The organism is Halosolutus sp. YCN4 (assembly GCF_059736495.1).
The window spans coordinates 816,686-833,591 of record NZ_JCASSM010000002.1 but is presented as its reverse complement, the minus strand read 5'-3'; the positions used below and the strand labels follow the sequence as shown (position 1 = coordinate 833,591).

Genomic DNA, 16,906 nt, shown 5'->3' with positions numbered 1-16,906 from the left:
CATGGACAGAATCGAGTACGTGTACACGTTCGGCATGGAGGCCGACGAAATCGAACGCCGCCTCGAAGCGGGAGCGGTCGGCGTTCTGGGGCTCGCGGACGAGTCGTCCGCCTACGCGATCCCGGTGGGCTATCATTACGACGGCGAGTCGCTGTATATCCGGCTGGCGAACGACGGGTCGAGTACGAAGATGGAGTACGTCGAGGCGACGACCGACGCTTGCCTGTGTCTCTACAGCAACGGCTCGGGCACGGATAGCTGGAGCGTACTCGTCAGGGGTCCGTTGCGGAAACTCACCGATTCCGAACGGGAGGCGTTCGACGCAATGACGCTCAACGAGTCGTTCCACCGGCTGTACGTCTTCGATCAGGACGTCGAGGCGATCGACCTCGAGATCTACGAACTGGAGATCGAGTCGATCACCGGCCGGAGAACGGGCGAGTGACAGGGCCCGAAGGCGGTCGCCGGTCGATCGGTTCGAGCGTCGACGCTCCTCACTCGCTGAGCCACCAGCCGTACATCTTGGCGACGTCCGCGTCGTCGTCGGTCCGCTCGCTCAGCGCGTGGGTCTTCCCCTCGAGGATCTGGCGTTCGACCGCGTTCAGCGCGAGCGACACGGCGTGGCCGTCGCCGTACCCCTCACCGGAGGCGACGAACAGCCCCTTGTCGGTGTAGAGGCGAACCCGGGCCAGGAGCAGGGGAACGCCGCGGAGTTGCTCGGTGTGCTTCTGGAGGTGGACCCTGGCCTCGAGAACGCGCATCTCCGCGTACTTCTCCGCGACCGCCTCGATCCGATCGGCCAGGGCCGATCGGGAGAGGTCCGACAGGAGGTCCGCGCCGTAGACCTGCACGGGAAGCCGTCCTTCGTCGGTCCAGGTCAGCGACTCGAGCAGGTCCGTCTTCGTGACGATGCCGTCGAGAGCGCCCGCCTCGTCGAGGACGATCGAGGAGGAGGCCCCGTGCTCGAGCATCGTCGCGAGCGTCTCGTCGACGGTTTCGCTCGCCCGTGCGGTCCCGAGGGTCTCGACCATCACGTTGCGCACCGGCAGGCCGAGCAGGTCGTCGCTCTCGCCTTCCCGGGAGCCGAATCCGCCGTGGTGGCCGCCGGAGGCGGCGTCCATGTGGGCCGCCGGGTCGCCGCCCTGCGAGCGCTGGAGTTCCCGGGTGACGAACTCGAGGACGTCGGCGAGACTCACGATGCCGACGACCTCGTCGGTCCCGGACTCGGTGACGGGCAGGTGCTGGATGCGTTCGGTCCGGAACGTCGAGAGCACCGCGCCCAGCGACTCGTCCGGGCCAACGGTGACGACGTCCCGCGTCGCGACGTCGTCGACCGCGAGCACCGACAGGTAGGGCTGGACCAGTTGCAGGAGGTCGTCCGCACGAACGACGCCCGCGAGGTCCTCGCCGTCGAGCACCGGGAGCGCCCTGGTGTCGCCAGCGATCATGAGCCGTGCGACCTCCCGGACGTCCTCGTCCCGATCGATCGTCGGGACCGGACGGGCGAGCGAGGACGCCTTGCGGGAGGTCTTCTGGTGGGACGAGAGGACGTCTCGGCGGGTGACGACGCCCTCGAACGCGCCGTCGCCGGTGATCAGCAGCGTCTGCCGGCCGGTCTCCTCGAACGCGCCGCGGAGTTTCGACAGCGGCGTCGACTCGTCGTACGTCTCGAACTCGTCGGCGACGATTTCGCGTACGTTCATACGTAACCGTTGTCGTCCGTCGGAATACCCGCTGTCGACTCTTCCCACGCAGGAAGAGTTATCGAAACGTTCAGCCAGATCGAGTTTCCACGTATCGGGAACGTTCCCTGCGATATATACGGTGACCGATCGAACGATCGGATATGCACGTTCTCGTCCCGCTCGACGACTCCGATCCGGCACGAAAGGCACTCGACCACGCCCTCGAGACGTATCCCGACGCCGACATCACGGCGTTGCACGTCCTCAATCCGTCGATATCGGCCTACAGCGGCGATGCCCCGTACAACTTCCAGCTAGCGATCGAAGCCGCGGAGAAGCAGGCCGAACGGCTGTTCGAGATGGCCGAGGATCGCGCCGACGACCACGACGCGTCGATCGCGACCGAGACGATCGTCGGGTCGCCGGCCCGCGGGATCGTCGAGTTCGCCGACGACGCCGACGTCGATACGATCGTCCTCGGCAGTCACGGTCGATCGGGCGTCTCGCGGGTCCTGCTGGGCAGCGTCGCCGAACAGGTCGTGCGACGCGCGTCGGTTCCGGTGACGGTCGTCCGGTGATCGATCGCCGGCACCAGCGATTCCGGCGGTCCGGGACGGAGCTATTTCAGGGCACCCGGTGAACGAATACCCATGGCGACCGACGACTCGCTCGTCCGAACGCTCCTGCTCATCGTCGCCCTCGTCTTGCTCCTGCCGGTCCTGCTGATGACGTTGCTGATGCCGACCATGGGCCTGTGGGGCGGCGGCCACATGTGGGACGGCGGGATGTGAACGGGGCGGCGGGCACGTGGCTGGGGATCGTGACGTGGCTCGTGTTCCTGCTGGCCGTCCTCGCGATCGGTTCCCTGCTGTACCGGGCGGTCCGAGGCCCCGCCGACGAACCCGACGCCGCGATCGAGGAGTTACGGACAGCCTACGCCCGCGGAGACCTCTCCGACGAGGAGTACGAGAACCGCCGCGAACGCCTCGAACGCGATCGCTAATCAGCCCCGGCGGCGCGTATTCCACGGGTTCGCCTCTCGAAGGCACCGAAATCGGATGCTGCCGTCGTCACGTTTCGGATAGCCATTCCTGACGGTTCACCGATCGGCGATCTATCATGCGGTGGGAAGACGGTACGCCTACTTTAGGCCGCACGATCGTAGTTCAACTATCGAAAACCATGACTGAGTGTTCGATCGTCGGCGACGATGGCACCGTCCGCTGTACGTGCGATACGGACGCCGTCCTTCGATTGCTCGCGGACTCTCGGCGCCGGACGATCCTCGCCGTGCTGGACGGGTACGACGACAACAGGATGAGAGTTGAAAACCTGGCGGCGACCCTGTCCACGGTGACCGACAGGCGCGAAACCGCCACCTGGAAGACGGAACTCCACCACGTCCACCTGCCGTCGCTCGAGGACGGAAAGATCGTCGACTACGATCGGCAGCACGAGACGGTCCGCTACTACGAGTGCGATCTCGTTTCGACCGTTCTCGACGCGACCGATTCCGTCGAGATCGCGTGACGACAGGGAAACACACCGATTCGAGTCGACGGGGCACCGACAGTTATCACGATCCACGTGGTTCGTGCAGGTGATCCGATGTCCGAGACGAGCTTCGGCTACCTGACCCAGGAGACGCTCCCGCTGTTTACAGACCTCTACGAGCTGCGGATGATGCAGGCCTATCACGCACAGGACCACACCCCGAAAGCGACGTTCAGCCTCTTCGTCCGCGACCTGCCGCCGAACCGGGGATACATGATCGCCGCGGGACTCGAACAAGCGGTCCACTACGTCGAGACCCTCTCGTTCGGCGATCGTGCCCTCGAGTTCCTGGCCGAGCAGGACTTCGACGACGCGTTCCTCTCGTGGCTGGCCGACTTCGAGTTCACCGGCGAGATTCGCGCGCTGCCGGAGGGGACGCCGGTGTTCCCGAACGAGCCGTTGCTCGAGGTGACGGCCCCCATCCAGGAGGCACAGCTCTTCGAGACCGCGCTCATCAACCAGATCGGCTACCAGTCGCTGATCGCGACGAAAGCCAGCCGGATGCGGGACGTGATCGATCGCGAGGGGGACGGCCAGCGGCTGGTCGACTTCGGGTCGCGACGCGCCCACGGCACCGACGCCGGGATGAAGGCCGCGCGGGCCGCGTACGTCGGCGGTTTCGACGCCACCTCGAACGTGGCCGCCGGCGAGGCGTTCGGGATTCCCGTCTCGGGAACGATGGCCCACTCGTGGGTCCAGAGCTTTGAACACGAGCGCGACGCGTTCGAGGCGTTCGTCGACGAGTACGGCGACGAGAGCGTGCTCCTGATCGACACCTACGACACCGTTCGGGGTGCGGAGGTCGCAAACGCGGTCGCCGAATCCAGGGACGTGGATCTCCGCGGCGTCCGTCTCGACTCGGGCGATCTCGCGGCGCTCTCGAAAGCGGTCGACGAGGTCATCCCCGAGGTCGACCAGTTCATCTCCTCCGGGATGGACGAGTACGCCATCCACGAGTTCTTCGATCGCGGCGGCCTCGGGGCGGGCTTCGGACCGGGGACCGCCCTGGTGACGAGTACGGACGCCCCCAAGGTCGAGGGGGTCTACAAACTGGTTGCGGTCGAACGCGACGGCGAGATGCAGCCGACGATGAAACTCTCGAAAGGGAAGGTGACCTATCCCGGCGCGAAAAGCGTCCGCCGGATCGAATCCGACGGGGAGTACGCCGGCGACGTCCTCGGACTCCGGGGCGAGACGGGCCCCGGCGAGGAGCAACTGGTCACCGTCATCGAGGGCGGCGATCGCGTCTACGATATCCCGGATCTCGACGAGATTCGGGCGGCCGCCCGCGAGGAGCGCCGGAAACTGCCGGTGGAACACCGACGGATCGAGAGTCCCGACCCGTACGAGGTCCGGATCAGCGACGGGCTACAGGCGCAGACGGACGACCTTCGTTCGGCGCTCGAATCCCGGATTTCGGAGTAGACGCGCGGGTTTCGGCGGATGGGTGGCGGCCTAGCCGATCGGCTCTCGACGAGCGCGGACGGGGTGAGGCTTTTTCGTGCCGCCCGGAGACCGTCACTGTATGTCCGTCGACGAACTCCAGGAGTACGGCCTGGCCGAGATGACCGACGACGAGATTCGAAACTTCCTGTCGAAGCGGAAGATGGGCGTGCTCGGCCTCCCCGGGGAGGACGGCCCGTATCTCCTTCCGCTATCGTTCGGGTACGACGGGGAGCGCCGACTCTATTTCACGTATCTCCTCGGATCCGAAAGCCGGAAAGAAGCGATGAGCGACGCGGCGGACGCCGCGAGCTTTCTCGTCTTCGCGGTCGACACGATGTACAACTGGCAGAGCGTGCTCCTGTCGGGATCGGTCGCCGCCGTCCCCGAGTCGGAGTGGGACGACCTCGAGGAGATTCTGGGTGACGTGTGGCGCCCGGACCTGTTCGAAACGGCCTCCCTCTCGGGCGAGGTGGCCGTCTACGAGTTCCGGATCGACGATCGGACCGGGATCAAACACCAGGGGCTCCCGCCGGCGCTCGAACCGGACGAGTAACGGGCCCCTAATTCACCGTCAGGACGGGGATCGGCGATCGGCGGACGACGCGCGCCGTCGTGCTCCCGAGGAGTCGGCCGGAACCGACCGCGCTCCCGCGCGTACCCATGGCGACGAGGTCGGCGTCGACATCGGCCGCGTACTCGAGCAGTTCCGCGGCCGGAACGCCGCGACGGATCGTGGTTTCCGCGTCGAGGCCTCGATCGCGAGCCCTCTCGGCGATCGTCTCCGTCGCGTTCTGTCCGCCCTCTTTGAGCAACCCCACGATACTCCGGGGCGCGTCCTCGAGGTCGTACGTCGTCGGATCGACCACGTAGACGGTTCGGACGTCGGCGTCGTACTTCTCGGCGATATCGAGCGCGGTCTCCGCGGCGCGCTCGGCGGCGTCGCTCCCGTCCGTCGGAATCACGAGTCGATCGTAGCCGCCGTCCCCGGGCACGGGTTCCTCGCTTTCCGCCAGCCGAACCGACAGCACCGGCACGTCCGCCCGCGTGATTACCCGTTCGGTGGTACTGCCCAGGCGAACCCGATCGGCACCGGTCCGGCCGTGGGTCCCCATGACGATCAGGTCGACGTCGGCCTCGTCGACGTACGCGAGGATCTCCCTGTAGGGGACGCCCTCGCGAACGTCCCGTGCGGCCTGCAGGTCGCGTTCCTCGGCCCGGTTCGTGATCCTGATCGTCGCCTCGCGGCCCCGTCGCTCGGAGGACTCGTAGAGCGACTCGCGATCGTCGGCCCCGAGTCCGATCGGTTCGACACCGGTGTCGACGACCGAGAGGGCGTGGACGGCCGCGCCGTAGGCGTCGGCCAGTTCGGTCGCGTGGGCGATCGTCGCTTCGGCGCCGGCGCTGCCGTCCGTCGGGACGAGTACGGTGCTGAACATACCGGTTCGTTCGACCCGGACGGTCATCAAGCCACTCGTACGTTCTCCGGTCGTGACCAGCCGGTCCCTGGTGAGTCGTGACCGCCATGGCAGTCGATCGCCGGCGAGCCGTGACCGCCCCTTCGGTCATCCCTCGGGGTACGACCCCTCTTCGAGTCGAACCGCTGGAATCGACGGCGGTGCGTAGTACCGGACGACGTGGACGTCGTACGTCGCGTTTTCGGCGACTCCGCCGGCGACGCTGGTCACCGGCTGGGCGATCTCGCCGACGTTGTCGGTGCCGATGAAGACGACCGACGGCCGAATTTCGTCGGCGATCTCGGTTATCCGTGTCGCGATCGCGGCGGCCGTCCCGGTGTCGATCCGCTCGTGCCAGAACGCGGCCTCGGGGGCGATGTCGGCCACGCCGTCGCGTAGCTTGCCCGCGACGTACTGAACGCTGAACGGTTCGTCTTCTCGCTGCTCGTACCACCCGACGTCGATCGCGTACGACTCGTCGTCGGGAACGACGGAGAGCGCGATCACGTCCTCGTCGAGCGCCTCGCCGTACTCGGCCCCCCGCATCAGTGCAGCCTCCGCCAGATAGGACCCGTCGAATGGGACGAGAAACGCCATACTCCCAGTTGGATCCTGCCGGTGAACAACCTTGCGGGCGCCTCCCACAGCGAGAGAACGGCAGGGCCGACGGAGACGGATCGCGGCGAGAACACCCGATCGGCTCGAGCGGTCCGGCGACGGACGGCTGGCGAGTCGGTGCGAGCGTCGACTCATACGGATTGCTGTACCGATGTACCGGCGCAACCGCGATCCGGGCGGCGGTTGCGCCGGAAATGACTTACAGTAAACCGTATCACAGGGGCCCTCACCGAACGACGGTGACCGGGACCGGCGCGCGGCGCACGACCGCCTCGGTGACGCTCCCGTAGATCGATCGCTGTGGAGCCATCCGTCCGTGCGAGCCGACGACGACGTGATCGACGGCTTCCTCCGTGGCGTACTCGACGACGAGTCGCTTCGGATCGCCGATGTCCGACTCGGTCGCGACCGATCGATCGTAGTCCGCGGCGATCTCGTCGACCTCCGCGAAGAGCCGATCGGTCGCGTCGTCGACCACGCTGTACCACTCCGGGGAGCCGATCATCGGTTCGTACGACGACTCGACGTCGGGGACGGTGTCGGGTTCGAACAGGTCGACCACGTGGTAGGCCGTGATCTCCGCGTCGGGAAACGTCCGCAACGCGTGCCGGAGCGCGCGCATGGACAGCGGCGATCCGTCGACGGGAACGAGAACGGAAGTGATCATACGGCTGCTTTCGGCCGGAATAGTATAGTATGACGGGGCGATCGGCCCGCGGCGGGTCCCGATCGCGGACGAGAGCGGGTCGACGTTGCGGCCGAGTCAGGCCCGTCGGTACCGCGCGGGAAGGTACGGCCACAGCGAGGCCGGCACTAGCCCGACGAGTCGCTCGGCGACGCCCGCGAGGTGCCTTCGCAACAGGACGTAGACGGCCGACACCGTGACGAACGCGAGCACGACAGTGGTGATCGGCCCGGAACCGAGCACTGCGAGCGGCGCCGCCGCGACGCCGGCGAGCGCGAGGTCCTCGGGAGCACCGTCGTAACGGATCCAGCGACGGGGACGGACCCATCGATCGTGATAGTGGCTGTAGACCGCCCGCTCGGAGGTGCCTTCCCAGGGTCGAAGCTCCAGGCCCCCGCCGAAGGCGTCGGCCACGGCGTGGAGGGCCGCCGCGGCGAGTCCCACGCCGAGTGTGACCGTCAGCGTCGACGGCGCGAGGAGCGCCGTTGCCAGCGCCGGCACCGCCGCGATCGACGCGTAGACGGGGTAATGGAACGTCTTCCGGTGGCCCGTATAGAGGTCCAGATCGGGAGCCAACCCGCCGACGAACCCGGCCACGAACGCGATCGGCGCGAGTTCGGGGGCGATCGCGAGGACGGGAAGTGCGAGTACCATCCCCCAGAGCGCGTGCGTCGTCGCCATCATTGTGACCGTTCGTAGGCGACGAAACGATAAAGGTGTTTCCTGCGAACCGGTACCACTCGGCAGGATAGTGTGTCGCACTTCGCCGGGAACGATCGCCCAGCGTTCGCCGTCCCGTCTCGTCCCTGGGAGTGACAGCGCCCTCGCAATTCAAATGACCTCGGATCGAAGGGGCGAGTATGAAGGCCCTCGTAGCCGTCGACGGTTCCGAAGCGTCCGAAAACGCCCTCGCCTACGCCGCCGACGTCGTGGACGCGATGGGCGGATCGATCACGGTCGTCCACGCGGTCGACCCCACCGTCTACGACGAGGGCGGGAGCGAACCGATCTCGTCGCTCTCGGACGCGGACCGTCGACTGATCCTCGAGAGCGTCGAAGACGCCGAACAGCGCGGCCAGGCCGTCATCGACGACGCGGCCGAACTCGCCAGGGAACGCGGCCACGACGTCGAGAGCGAACTCCTCTACGGCGATCCGGTCCCGGAGATCGCCGACTACGCCGAGACCGAGGGGGTCGACACGATCTTCGTCGGCCACCAGGGCCGATCGGAGCGCGCCGGGCGGATGCTCGGCAGCGTCGCGAAGTCGCTCGTCGAGCGGGCGACCGTCCCGGTGACCGTCGTGCGCTGACGTCGCCGCGCCCTCGCGGCGCGGTGGCCGGATCGCTCACTCCTCGAGCAGCCAGCCGAAGCGTTTCTCCCAGAACGCCTCGTCCGGCGGCTTCTTGCTCCGTCCGTAGGTCTTCTCGTCGCGGATCTGTCGCTCCAGCACCTCGCTCGCCTCGTTGATCGCGTGACTCGCGCCGTACCCCTCCCCGGAGGCGATAAACAGCCCCCGATCGGTGTACAGCCGAATCCGGGCGAGCAAGAGCGATCGGCCGCGGCGCGTCTCGTCGTGTTCGTGGAGGTGGACCTTCGCGTCGAGGACGTTCATCCCGTGGTCCCTGTCGTCGAACTTCTCGACTTTCGCGACGATCTCGTCGTAGGTCACGTCGTCGATCAGATTGGTGCCGTAGACCTGGACGCCGCGGTTCCCGCCGGCCTCCCAGGTGAGCGAGTCGAGGACGTCGGTTTTCGTGACGATACCGTGGGGTGCGCCGTTCTCGGTGACGACCAGCGACGACGCGTCGATCTCGAACATCTCCGCGACGGCGACGTCGAGCGTCTCGTCCGGGTGGATCGTACGAACCGGCGAGACCATGACGTCCCGGACCGGAAGGTCGAGCATCCGCTCGGCTTCCCCCTCCCGGGCGCCGAAGCCGCCGCGGCGCGATCGAGCCGTGCTGTCGGATATCGCTCCACCGAACGGGTCCGATCCGCTCGCATCGCCGCCCTGACTCTGCACCTCGGCCCGAACCGTGATGCCGGTCACGTCGTAGAGACTGAGGATGCCGACCGCCGTGTCCGCCTCGACCACCGGGAGGTGCGTGATGCGGTTCTCCCGGAAGCGGTGGAGCGCGTCCCCGAGGGTGGTCTCCGGTTCGACCGAGACGAGATCGGCGGAGTGGGCCTCGGCGACGGTCGCCGCGTCGAGGAACGGCTCGACCTTCCGGAGGATCGCGTCGACGGTGACGACGCCGATCAGTTCCTGGCCCTCGAACACGGGGAGTAGCCGCGAATCGCTGTCGATCATGAGCTGTGCCACCTTGCGGACGTCCTCGTCCGGCGCGAGCCGCGGCACGTGCCAGACGAGCGACCCGAGCTTTTCGTTCGGTTGGCGATGCGACGCGGCGAGTTGCCTCCTGGTGACGACCCCCTCGAACTCGTCGTCGCGGATCACGACGCCCTTGACGTCGGAATCCGCGAACGTCCCGACGAGCTTCGAGACGGGCGTGTCCGGAGTGAATTCGGCGTACTCTTTCGAAACGATGTCAGCGATATCCATGATTTGTGTGCGTTCGATCGATCGGACTGCGTTACCGACGGACGACGCTTCCATCTGTGCGATCCGTACTCACGGTCGCGCGTCCGACGGTGTTATCCTTGCGGTCGGTCTCGGTATCGGAGCGTCGACCGACGACGCTGGCCACACACCGATCACCGCTCCAGATACGTCATCGCCTCCTCGTCGGTCACCTGTCCGAACCGCTCGTAGAACTGTCCCACGCCCCTGAAGCCGCGCGGCGTCTCGAGACAGACGACCTCGTCGGCCTCGTCCTCCAGTTCGGCGATCGTCTCTGGCGGGCCGACGGGGACCGCCAGCACGATGCGATCGGCGTCCGTTTCGCTGAGCTTTCTGAGGCAGGCCCTGACGGTCGATCCCGTCGCCACGCCGTCGTCCACGACGACCACGGTCTCGTCGGTCAGGTCGGGCGCCGATCGATCGCCGCGGTAGCGCTCGGCCTTCCGACGGGCGTTCGCTGCTTCCTCCTCGCGCCGTTGCTCGAAGTATTCCTCGTCCGCTCCGGACCCGCGAAAGCCCTGTTCGTTCCGCCAGACGCTCCCGTCGCTCGCGACGGCACCGATGGCGTACTCCGGATTGCCCGGGGCACCGATCTTCTTCGCGACGACGACGTCGAGCGGAACGTCGAGCGCGTCGGCCACTGCTCGGCCGAGCGGGAGGCCGCCCCGGGGGATGGCGAGCACGATATCCGCGTCGAGCCCCCGCTCACGGAGTTCGTCCGCGAGGTGCTCTCCCGCATTCGTTCGGTCGCTGAATCGGCGACTCTCTACCATCGTCCCGGATTGAATCACGGAATGCGAGTACATATAACACACAGGTGAGACACCCGCGGGGCGGACCGTCGGGAGATCCGTGGCTCCGCAACCGCCCGCGATCGTGTCCGCTGCCGACCGCGCGAACGATCGACCAGTAGCGCCGACGCGAGAGCGATCGATCCCCGGACCCGCCGATCGCTACGCCGAATCCTTCCGCCCGTAGAACTCGGGGTGGGGCTCGATCGCGTCGACCTTCGGTGGCTCGGGCTGGCGAACGACGAACACGTCGTAGGATTCGTCCGCGGCGATGTGGACGCCGACGCTAGTCAGCGGGGTCACGACGCGGCCGACGTTGTCGCTCCCGAGGAAGACGACGCTCGGGTCGTGCTCGAGGGCCAGCCGTTCGATGTGGCCGGCGAGTTTCGATTCGGGGGGAAACTCGCGAATCCGCTCGTACTCGAACGTCGCGTCCGGCGCGAGGGTCTGGACCTGTTCGCGGAGACGTGCGACGACCGCGTCGACGTCGTACGACTCGTCTTGCCCGATCCAGCCCTTCTCCCGTGCGTAGCGCTTCCGTTCCGGGACGACCGAGACGGCCACAACCACCTCGTCGAGGACTGACGCGTACTCGACGGCCCTGACGAGGGCGGCCTCTGCGAGTTCCGATCCATCGAACGGGACGACGAAGGACATACGTGTCCGTTCGATTCGCTGGACAATAACTTCGAGGGGACGATCGGTGCGGGCGTCGGCGCCTCGAGTAGTCGGGACGATCGAACCCGTACACCTCAGGTCCCCACGATAGATACCCCACTAACATGTTATATTACCACCTGTTCGCCGAGGGAAACCGTCGGTTGTACTGAAAACCATTACGAACATACGATTGTAAAAACAATTAAATACATCTGCTGCGGTGCAGGTGCGGCCGCCGTCGGGAATCGAACGGTCGTAATGGTTCGTCAATCGATAGTTTCCCGCCGCAGTGGCGACGTACGTCTACGACGCCGAGGCCGTTCCGGTATCGGCCCGGCCTCGATCGGCGACAGCACGCTCGAGCGGTCACCGGGGACGTGTCCGGTTCGCCGGAACCGAGACGTACCCGGATAGTTATTCGGCGGGGTGGTGAAGGGGTCGAGTATGCCACCGATCGACGACGCGATCGAGTCGGTTCTGTTGCCGACCGACGGGAGCGACGGCGCCCTCGCGGGAGCGAAACGCGGCCTCGACCTGGCCGTCGCGGCCGGGGCGGACGTTCACGTCCTCTCGGTCGTCGACACGACGGAGGTCGAGGGCGTCTCTGGGATTCTCGAGGACGACACCGACGAGGCACGAGCGGCGATCGAGGCCGAAGCCGAGACGGCCGTCGAGACCGTCGTGAGGGCGGTCGACGAACGGGACACAGATCTCGGGGTCACGACGGCGGTCGAACGCGGGAAACCGTTCCGGGTCATCGAAAGCTACGTCGACGCGGCCGGAATCGACGTCGTCGCGATGGGGACGAAAGGCAGGGCGGGACTCGAACGGGTGGTACTCGGGAGCGTCACCGAAAACGTGCTTCGAACCGCTCCCGTCCCGGTGCTCGCGGTCCCGCCCGAAGTGGGGGACGTCGAACTGACCACCGAAACCACGGAGAACGTCCTCCTCCCGACGGACGGAAGCGAGGGCGCTGAGGTCGCCGTCGACTGGGGAGTCACCTTCGCGGACGCGTTCGACGCGATGCTCCACACGATCTACTCGGCCGATACGAGCCGATTCACGGGGAGCGCAGAGCCCGGGACGATCCTGACGAAACTCGAGCGCGAGGGCGAGGACGCGCTCGAGACGGTTCGTGACCGGGCGCGAGCGGCCGGCGTCAGCGTCACGGGAACCGTCGCGACCGGCCCGCCCGCCAGGGCGATCCTGAGCTACGCCGACGAGCACGCGATCGATCTCCTCGCGATCGGAACGCACGGCCGCTCCGGACTCGAGCGGAAGCTCCTCGGCAGCGTCACGGAAAACGTCGTCCGCAACGCCGACGTGCCAGTCCTCTGTGTCCCGATGAGCCAGGACTAGGCGGTTCACAAAAGCGCACAGTGCTCCCGGGGCGATCGGTCCGGGGATTCAACACGGACCGAACTCGATCCGACGAAGTCGTCACTCGGACTGGATCTCGATGTCACCCACTTGCGTAGTCTCGTGGTACTGGCAGATGTACGTCGTCATCTCCTGGGTCGCGGTGACGCCTTCGATCGACGCCTCTTCGTCTTGCTCGCTCACGTCGTCGCTCTGATAGTCCTCGACGACCTCGTCGTCCTCGTTACGGATTTCCATGTTGTGCTGCTGTCCGTCGTTGTTGTACCACCGGAAAGTGTACTCCTGGCCCTCGATGAGGGTGATCGTCGGGTTCTCCTCGCCCTCGAGGAAGGTCGGTTCCTCAGCACCCCAGTGGGAGACCTGGCCGCTAAAGTAGAACTCCTCGACGCTCTCCCAGTCCGCGTCAGCGGCCCCGTCTTCGCCGCCGCCGTCGTCGCCGCCCCCATTATCCGAGCCACCACAGCCAGCGAGCGCCGTCATGCTCGCTGCACCGGTAATCATCAGCATCGTTCGTCGTGACATCCGATCGGAGTCTGTCATCACAGTGAATCGTAGGGCTCGTCGCTAATAACGTGTTTGGTCTGTATGTGGAATGCTACCACCCCATACCGGTCAGAGACGCCAGTTCCGCCTCGATCGGTCTGGCCCCAATCGTGCCCGAACGGACCGACGACGGCCGTCCGCGGACCACGAGTCGAGAACGGCCACGGAACTCCGGTATATGGATCACCTCAGGCGGTCAGCACCGGCCGATCGGCGTTGCGAACCACGCGTTCGGCGACGCTGCCGATCTTCCCGGTCCGATCGTGGCTCTGGCCCTGGAATCCGATCACGATCAGGTCGGCGTCGAGTTCCTCGCCCTTCCTGTGGACTTCCTCCCAGGGGCGGCCGTGGCAGACGTTCCAGGTGCACTCGATGCCGACGTTGTCCGCGCGGTCGGCCAGTTCCTCGAGCATCGCCGCGCCCTGATCCTCGAGATTGTCGAGAACGATCTCGGCGCTACTCAGGGCCGGTTCGCCGTACCGGTACGTTTCGACGCAGTACATCGCGTGGATGTCGGCGTCGTACCGGTCCGCGAGTTCCAGCGCGTGCTCTACCGCTCGGTTCGCCGGGTCGCTGCCGTCAGTCGGAACGAGTATCGTGTCGTACATGGAACGGAGGTCGCTACATCGAACGCCGTCAACTAGCTCACGTCGGGAGCGCTGACACGTCTCCGTGGTGCCAGTCGCCCGACGGATCGATCCATCCGCCGCGATCGAGGCCGAGTCGATCGCGCGTCGGAGTCGCCGGCACCGTTCACGCCGTGATCACCGGTCGATCGACGTACCTGACGACCCGTTCGGCGTTGCTGCCGATCTCGCCGCCGGAACCGAGACCGCGGTTGCCGAGCACCACCAGGTCCGCGTCGATCTCGTCGGCGTACGCCCCGATCTGCTCGTGTGGGCGACCGTCACGGATCGTCGACGTCACCTCGACGGCCGCGCGTGCCGCGATGTCGTCGAGGAGTTCCAGACCGCGATCTTCCAGGTCGGCGACGACATCGTCCGCGTTCCCCAGCATCGAACCGCCGTACCGCTGGGTGTCAACGACGTACATCGCGTGGAGATCGGCGTCGAACGTGGACGCGAGATCGATCGCGTGATCGACCGCGCGATCCGCCGGCCCGCTCCCGTCCGTCGCCACGAGGATCGTGTCGTACATGGCCGTGCCGATCCAACTACTGGACGGGATATATAGGTTACAGGCGGCTCCCAGCACGTGACGATCGGATCACTGGAACATCCCGGTCTGGACCTGTTGCTGTTGCTGGCCCTCTTGCTCTTCGGCCATCTGCTGGTACTGCTGTGCGACCTGTTGCATGCGCTGCTGGATCTCGTCGGCCTGCTCGTCGAGCGCCGTCGTGTCGACGTCGAAGTCGACGAGCGGTTCGAGCGCGGTTTCGATCACGGCCTTGGCCGCCTTCGGATCCGGGAGGAACGGGTGGGAGCGAACGATCAGCAGTGCGGCCGGGACGTCCGCCTGGTAACACTCCCGCACGAGCGCGCCGGTGATGCCGCCGACGAGTCCCGGCTCCTCGGGGATCGAGATACCCGCGTCGACGAGGTCGTTCTTGATCGCCTCGGTCGTCCCGACGCCGGTCACGTCGCCGATCTGCGCTTCGGACTCCGCCGGTGCGCCCGCGACGAAGATCGCACGGCTGAACTCGTCGGCGAGGTCGGAGAGGACACACCTGGACAGGGGTTCGAACGACTGCTGCGGGAGCGCGAGATCGCTCTGGAGGGTCAGTACCGCCGGATCGGCGCCGCCGTAGACGCGGACGAGGTCCTGGACGAGCCCGTCGTCGAACGTCACGACCGCCGGGAACTCGTCGGAAGCGACGTTCCCGACGTGCTCGAGCCCAAGCTGGTCCGTGATCTGATCGACGGCGATCGAGGCGACGAGCCCGTGGCCGGGCAAGCCTTCGACGAGCGTCGGAGACTCGGCATCGATGTCTGTAACCTGTTCGAACGACGCGGATTCGATCTGATCGACCATCGGTGTTCGGCTACACCGGTCGCGACCAAGATTGTATCCCCTGTCTCCCGTTCAGCCGGACTGGCGGGAACCGGCCGTTCCGGCGGGAGCCGCAACGACTAACCGGCGAAGACGGCGATCGCCAGGGAGAACAACACCGCGTGCCAGACGATCGCCGCGGCCGCGACCCGCGGATCCGTCGCCGGCACGGGCGGGTTCCGGAAGATGGCGTCGTACACCAGGAACGTCGCGGCGAGCGTCCCGAGGAACAGTCCGCTCTGGACCGCGATCGGGGCCACGACGCCGACGAGAAGGCCCCCGAGAAGACTCACCGCGATGCCGACAACGACCTTGTCGTAGTAGTCGACCATGTTCGATCCCCTCTATGGAATAGTTCGCCCTGGATCATCGAAGACCCCGTGCCAGTTCCCACGGGGCGGGAACGCCGGTAAGTGGGGAAAGAGATTCTCTACCGTCGATCGAGTGCGCGCCCCCGGCTATTTGCACCGACGGCCCGTACGGGACGTATGACGCGGACGGTCCTCGTTCCGACGGAGGGGTCACCACTCTCGACGAAAGCGCTCGAGACGGCGCTGACCGACTATCCGGACGCCGACGTCGTCGTCGTTCACGTGATGGACCCGCTCGGGTCCGGGCTCAGCCTGATCGACGTCATGCGGCCGACGTTCGACGACGGGGCACCGCCGGGTTCGGTCTCGCCGGCGTACTGGCGCGAGTGGCACGAGAAAGCCGAAGCCGAGGCACAGGAGGTCTTCGACGACGCTCGCGAGATCGCAGGCGAACGCGACGTCGAGACCGTTCTCGAGTTCGGCGACCCGGCCGACGTCATCCTCGAGCACGCCGAGGAGCACGACGTCGATCGCATCGTGATGGGCAGTCACTGTCGCACCGGAGCCGAGCGATTCCTGCTGGGGAGTGTCGCGGAAACCGTCGTCAAACGGGCACCAGTGCCGGTGATGATCGTGCGATGACCGGCGCCTGATACGGACTGCTGTCCGTCAGTTCCGGCGTCACCGGGACGACGACCGTCGAATCCGACCAAGCAGTTAGGTGGATCCGTGTGGCACGTAGTCCACGTCACCGATGTCGACCCACATCCTCGTCCCGATCGACGGCTCCGAACAGGCAGGGCGGGCGCTCGACTACGCCCTCGAGGAGTTTCCCGACGCCGCCATCACGCTGTTGCACGTCTTCTCGGGCGGCCCGCCGGAGATCCACCTCGAAAAACGAGGGACGGACTACGACGAGCTGCGAGCGAGACGGCGCGAGATGCTCGATCGACTGGTCGAAGAGCGCTCACACGGTAGTCCGATCGAGACCGAGGTGGTCGTCGGGAGGCCGTCCCGCGAGATCGTCAGGTACGCCGACGAACACGATATCGATCACATCGTGATGGGAAGTCACGGCCGCGGCGGTGCCTCGCGGGTCCTCCTGGGGAGCGTCGCCGAGACGGTGGTCCGCCGGGCACCGGTCCCGGTGACGGTCGTCAGGTGAGCGAGCGACGTGGGTGGGACAC

At 66.5% G+C, this 16,906-nt stretch carries 22 protein-coding genes and 1 pseudogene; 10 read left to right on the top strand and 13 right to left on the bottom strand.

The window, feature by feature from the left end:
* Position 1 precedes the first annotated feature (1 nt).
* Positions 2-445, top strand: a complete 444-nt coding sequence (locus tag AC6I6X_RS10410) for a pyridoxamine 5'-phosphate oxidase family protein (RefSeq protein ID WP_497930438.1) — start codon at positions 2-4, stop codon at positions 443-445.
* Between the two features lie 49 nt (positions 446-494).
* Here AC6I6X_RS10410 and AC6I6X_RS10405 read toward each other — a convergent pair whose 3' ends face one another.
* Positions 495-1,703 carry a CBS domain-containing protein gene (locus tag AC6I6X_RS10405; protein ID WP_497930437.1) on the bottom strand — a complete coding sequence of 403 codons (1,209 nt, stop codon included), beginning with the start codon at positions 1,701-1,703 and terminating at the stop codon, positions 495-497.
* 143 nt (positions 1,704-1,846) lie between these two features.
* On the opposite strand from AC6I6X_RS10405, the gene AC6I6X_RS10400 reads away from it, so the two are divergent.
* The 5 genes and pseudogenes from AC6I6X_RS10400 (at position 1,847) to AC6I6X_RS10380 (ending at position 5,238) form a co-directional block, all read left to right on the top strand.
* The gene (locus AC6I6X_RS10400; RefSeq protein ID WP_497930436.1) at positions 1,847-2,263 is read left to right on the top strand and encodes a universal stress protein; all 417 of its coding nucleotides are present in this window, start codon (positions 1,847-1,849) and stop codon (positions 2,261-2,263) included.
* Positions 2,264-2,335: 72 nt separating this feature from the next.
* Positions 2,336-2,688 (top strand): annotated as a pseudogene (locus tag AC6I6X_RS10395) (SHOCT domain-containing protein).
* A 179-nt stretch (positions 2,689-2,867) separates the two neighbouring features.
* Complete coding sequence (locus AC6I6X_RS10390) at positions 2,868-3,215, top strand: DUF7344 domain-containing protein (protein ID WP_497930435.1); 348 nt, start codon at positions 2,868-2,870, stop codon at positions 3,213-3,215.
* Positions 3,216-3,293: 78 nt separating this feature from the next.
* Positions 3,294-4,664, top strand: a complete 1,371-nt coding sequence (locus AC6I6X_RS10385) for a nicotinate phosphoribosyltransferase (protein ID WP_497930434.1) — start codon at positions 3,294-3,296, stop codon at positions 4,662-4,664.
* Positions 4,665-4,764: 100 nt separating this feature from the next.
* On the top strand, positions 4,765-5,238 hold the full coding sequence (locus AC6I6X_RS10380; protein ID WP_497930433.1) for a pyridoxamine 5'-phosphate oxidase family protein: 474 nt from the start codon (positions 4,765-4,767) through the stop codon (positions 5,236-5,238).
* A 7-nt stretch (positions 5,239-5,245) separates the two neighbouring features.
* Here AC6I6X_RS10380 and AC6I6X_RS10375 read toward each other — a convergent pair whose 3' ends face one another.
* From AC6I6X_RS10375 to AC6I6X_RS10360, 4 genes are all read right to left on the bottom strand, one after another.
* Entirely contained in the window at positions 5,246-6,121 is an 876-nt protein-coding gene (locus AC6I6X_RS10375; protein WP_497930432.1) for a universal stress protein, read from the bottom strand.
* 126 nt (positions 6,122-6,247) lie between these two features.
* Positions 6,248-6,736, bottom strand: coding sequence for a universal stress protein (locus tag AC6I6X_RS10370; RefSeq protein ID WP_497930431.1), 489 nt, complete (start codon positions 6,734-6,736; stop codon positions 6,248-6,250).
* A 247-nt stretch (positions 6,737-6,983) separates the two neighbouring features.
* Positions 6,984-7,424 (bottom strand): universal stress protein, encoded by a 441-nt coding sequence (locus AC6I6X_RS10365; protein ID WP_497930430.1) that lies wholly within the window; start codon positions 7,422-7,424, stop codon positions 6,984-6,986.
* A gap of 96 nt (positions 7,425-7,520) precedes the next feature.
* A complete protein-coding gene (locus AC6I6X_RS10360; RefSeq protein WP_497930429.1) occupies positions 7,521-8,126 on the bottom strand; it encodes a metal-dependent hydrolase in 606 nt (201 codons plus the stop codon).
* 176 nt (positions 8,127-8,302) lie between these two features.
* On the opposite strand from AC6I6X_RS10360, the gene AC6I6X_RS10355 reads away from it, so the two are divergent.
* Positions 8,303-8,752, top strand: coding sequence for a universal stress protein (locus AC6I6X_RS10355; protein ID WP_497930428.1), 450 nt, complete (start codon positions 8,303-8,305; stop codon positions 8,750-8,752).
* A 36-nt stretch (positions 8,753-8,788) separates the two neighbouring features.
* On the opposite strand, the gene AC6I6X_RS10350 is transcribed toward AC6I6X_RS10355, so the two are convergent.
* The 3 genes from AC6I6X_RS10350 to AC6I6X_RS10340 all read right to left on the bottom strand — a co-directional run bounded on the left by AC6I6X_RS10350 (position 8,789) and on the right by AC6I6X_RS10340 (position 11,472).
* Entirely contained in the window at positions 8,789-10,006 is a 1,218-nt protein-coding gene (locus AC6I6X_RS10350; RefSeq protein ID WP_497930427.1) for a CBS domain-containing protein, read from the bottom strand.
* Positions 10,007-10,158: 152 nt separating this feature from the next.
* Positions 10,159-10,797, bottom strand: coding sequence for a phosphoribosyltransferase (locus AC6I6X_RS10345; protein ID WP_497930426.1), 639 nt, complete (start codon positions 10,795-10,797; stop codon positions 10,159-10,161).
* 180 nt (positions 10,798-10,977) lie between these two features.
* Positions 10,978-11,472, bottom strand: coding sequence for a universal stress protein (locus tag AC6I6X_RS10340; RefSeq protein WP_497930425.1), 495 nt, complete (start codon positions 11,470-11,472; stop codon positions 10,978-10,980).
* 447 nt (positions 11,473-11,919) lie between these two features.
* Here AC6I6X_RS10340 and AC6I6X_RS10335 point away from each other — a divergent pair, with 447 nt between their 5' ends.
* Complete coding sequence (locus tag AC6I6X_RS10335) at positions 11,920-12,834, top strand: universal stress protein (protein WP_497930424.1); 915 nt, start codon at positions 11,920-11,922, stop codon at positions 12,832-12,834.
* An 81-nt stretch (positions 12,835-12,915) separates the two neighbouring features.
* Here the strand turns inward: AC6I6X_RS10335 and AC6I6X_RS10330 are convergent, their stop codons facing one another.
* From AC6I6X_RS10330 to AC6I6X_RS10310, 5 genes are all read right to left on the bottom strand, one after another.
* Positions 12,916-13,395 (bottom strand): PKD domain-containing protein, encoded by a 480-nt coding sequence (locus tag AC6I6X_RS10330; RefSeq protein ID WP_497930423.1) that lies wholly within the window; start codon positions 13,393-13,395, stop codon positions 12,916-12,918.
* A gap of 191 nt (positions 13,396-13,586) precedes the next feature.
* Positions 13,587-14,006: a universal stress protein gene (locus AC6I6X_RS10325; RefSeq protein ID WP_497930422.1), complete on the bottom strand. Its 420-nt coding sequence runs from the start codon at positions 14,004-14,006 to the stop codon at positions 13,587-13,589.
* Positions 14,007-14,151: 145 nt separating this feature from the next.
* The gene (locus tag AC6I6X_RS10320) at positions 14,152-14,556 is read right to left on the bottom strand and encodes a universal stress protein (RefSeq protein ID WP_497930421.1); all 405 of its coding nucleotides are present in this window, start codon (positions 14,554-14,556) and stop codon (positions 14,152-14,154) included.
* 69 nt (positions 14,557-14,625) lie between these two features.
* The gene (locus tag AC6I6X_RS10315) at positions 14,626-15,390 is read right to left on the bottom strand and encodes a proteasome assembly chaperone family protein (RefSeq protein ID WP_497930420.1); all 765 of its coding nucleotides are present in this window, start codon (positions 15,388-15,390) and stop codon (positions 14,626-14,628) included.
* A 98-nt stretch (positions 15,391-15,488) separates the two neighbouring features.
* Positions 15,489-15,740: a DUF8015 family protein gene (locus AC6I6X_RS10310; RefSeq protein ID WP_497930419.1), complete on the bottom strand. Its 252-nt coding sequence runs from the start codon at positions 15,738-15,740 to the stop codon at positions 15,489-15,491.
* Positions 15,741-15,896: 156 nt separating this feature from the next.
* Here AC6I6X_RS10310 and AC6I6X_RS10305 point away from each other — a divergent pair, with 156 nt between their 5' ends.
* Both AC6I6X_RS10305 and AC6I6X_RS10300 read left to right on the top strand, forming a co-directional pair.
* A complete protein-coding gene (locus AC6I6X_RS10305; protein ID WP_497930418.1) occupies positions 15,897-16,361 on the top strand; it encodes a universal stress protein in 465 nt (154 codons plus the stop codon).
* Positions 16,362-16,473: 112 nt separating this feature from the next.
* Positions 16,474-16,884 (top strand): universal stress protein, encoded by a 411-nt coding sequence (locus AC6I6X_RS10300; protein ID WP_497930417.1) that lies wholly within the window; start codon positions 16,474-16,476, stop codon positions 16,882-16,884.
* Positions 16,885-16,906 lie beyond the last annotated feature (22 nt).

Coding starts and splice junctions, on each gene's coding strand:
- AC6I6X_RS10410 (WP_497930438.1), top strand. CDS start 2: ATGGACAGAATCGAGTACGTGTACACGTTCGGCATGGAGGCCGACGAA.
- AC6I6X_RS10405 (WP_497930437.1), bottom strand. CDS start 1,703: ATGAACGTACGCGAAATCGTCGCCGACGAGTTCGAGACGTACGACGAG.
- AC6I6X_RS10400 (WP_497930436.1), top strand. CDS start 1,847: ATGCACGTTCTCGTCCCGCTCGACGACTCCGATCCGGCACGAAAGGCA.
- AC6I6X_RS10390 (WP_497930435.1), top strand. CDS start 2,868: ATGACTGAGTGTTCGATCGTCGGCGACGATGGCACCGTCCGCTGTACG.
- AC6I6X_RS10385 (WP_497930434.1), top strand. CDS start 3,294: ATGTCCGAGACGAGCTTCGGCTACCTGACCCAGGAGACGCTCCCGCTG.
- AC6I6X_RS10380 (WP_497930433.1), top strand. CDS start 4,765: ATGTCCGTCGACGAACTCCAGGAGTACGGCCTGGCCGAGATGACCGAC.
- AC6I6X_RS10375 (WP_497930432.1), bottom strand. CDS start 6,121: ATGTTCAGCACCGTACTCGTCCCGACGGACGGCAGCGCCGGCGCCGAA.
- AC6I6X_RS10370 (WP_497930431.1), bottom strand. CDS start 6,736: ATGGCGTTTCTCGTCCCATTCGACGGGTCCTATCTGGCGGAGGCTGCA.
- AC6I6X_RS10365 (WP_497930430.1), bottom strand. CDS start 7,424: ATGATCACTTCCGTTCTCGTTCCCGTCGACGGATCGCCGCTGTCCATG.
- AC6I6X_RS10360 (WP_497930429.1), bottom strand. CDS start 8,126: ATGATGGCGACGACGCACGCGCTCTGGGGGATGGTACTCGCACTTCCC.
- AC6I6X_RS10355 (WP_497930428.1), top strand. CDS start 8,303: ATGAAGGCCCTCGTAGCCGTCGACGGTTCCGAAGCGTCCGAAAACGCC.
- AC6I6X_RS10350 (WP_497930427.1), bottom strand. CDS start 10,006: ATGGATATCGCTGACATCGTTTCGAAAGAGTACGCCGAATTCACTCCG.
- AC6I6X_RS10345 (WP_497930426.1), bottom strand. CDS start 10,797: ATGGTAGAGAGTCGCCGATTCAGCGACCGAACGAATGCGGGAGAGCAC.
- AC6I6X_RS10340 (WP_497930425.1), bottom strand. CDS start 11,472: ATGTCCTTCGTCGTCCCGTTCGATGGATCGGAACTCGCAGAGGCCGCC.
- AC6I6X_RS10335 (WP_497930424.1), top strand. CDS start 11,920: ATGCCACCGATCGACGACGCGATCGAGTCGGTTCTGTTGCCGACCGAC.
- AC6I6X_RS10330 (WP_497930423.1), bottom strand. CDS start 13,395: ATGACAGACTCCGATCGGATGTCACGACGAACGATGCTGATGATTACC.
- AC6I6X_RS10325 (WP_497930422.1), bottom strand. CDS start 14,006: ATGTACGACACGATACTCGTTCCGACTGACGGCAGCGACCCGGCGAAC.
- AC6I6X_RS10320 (WP_497930421.1), bottom strand. CDS start 14,556: ATGTACGACACGATCCTCGTGGCGACGGACGGGAGCGGGCCGGCGGAT.
- AC6I6X_RS10315 (WP_497930420.1), bottom strand. CDS start 15,390: ATGGTCGATCAGATCGAATCCGCGTCGTTCGAACAGGTTACAGACATC.
- AC6I6X_RS10310 (WP_497930419.1), bottom strand. CDS start 15,740: ATGGTCGACTACTACGACAAGGTCGTTGTCGGCATCGCGGTGAGTCTT.
- AC6I6X_RS10305 (WP_497930418.1), top strand. CDS start 15,897: ATGACGCGGACGGTCCTCGTTCCGACGGAGGGGTCACCACTCTCGACG.
- AC6I6X_RS10300 (WP_497930417.1), top strand. CDS start 16,474: ATGTCGACCCACATCCTCGTCCCGATCGACGGCTCCGAACAGGCAGGG.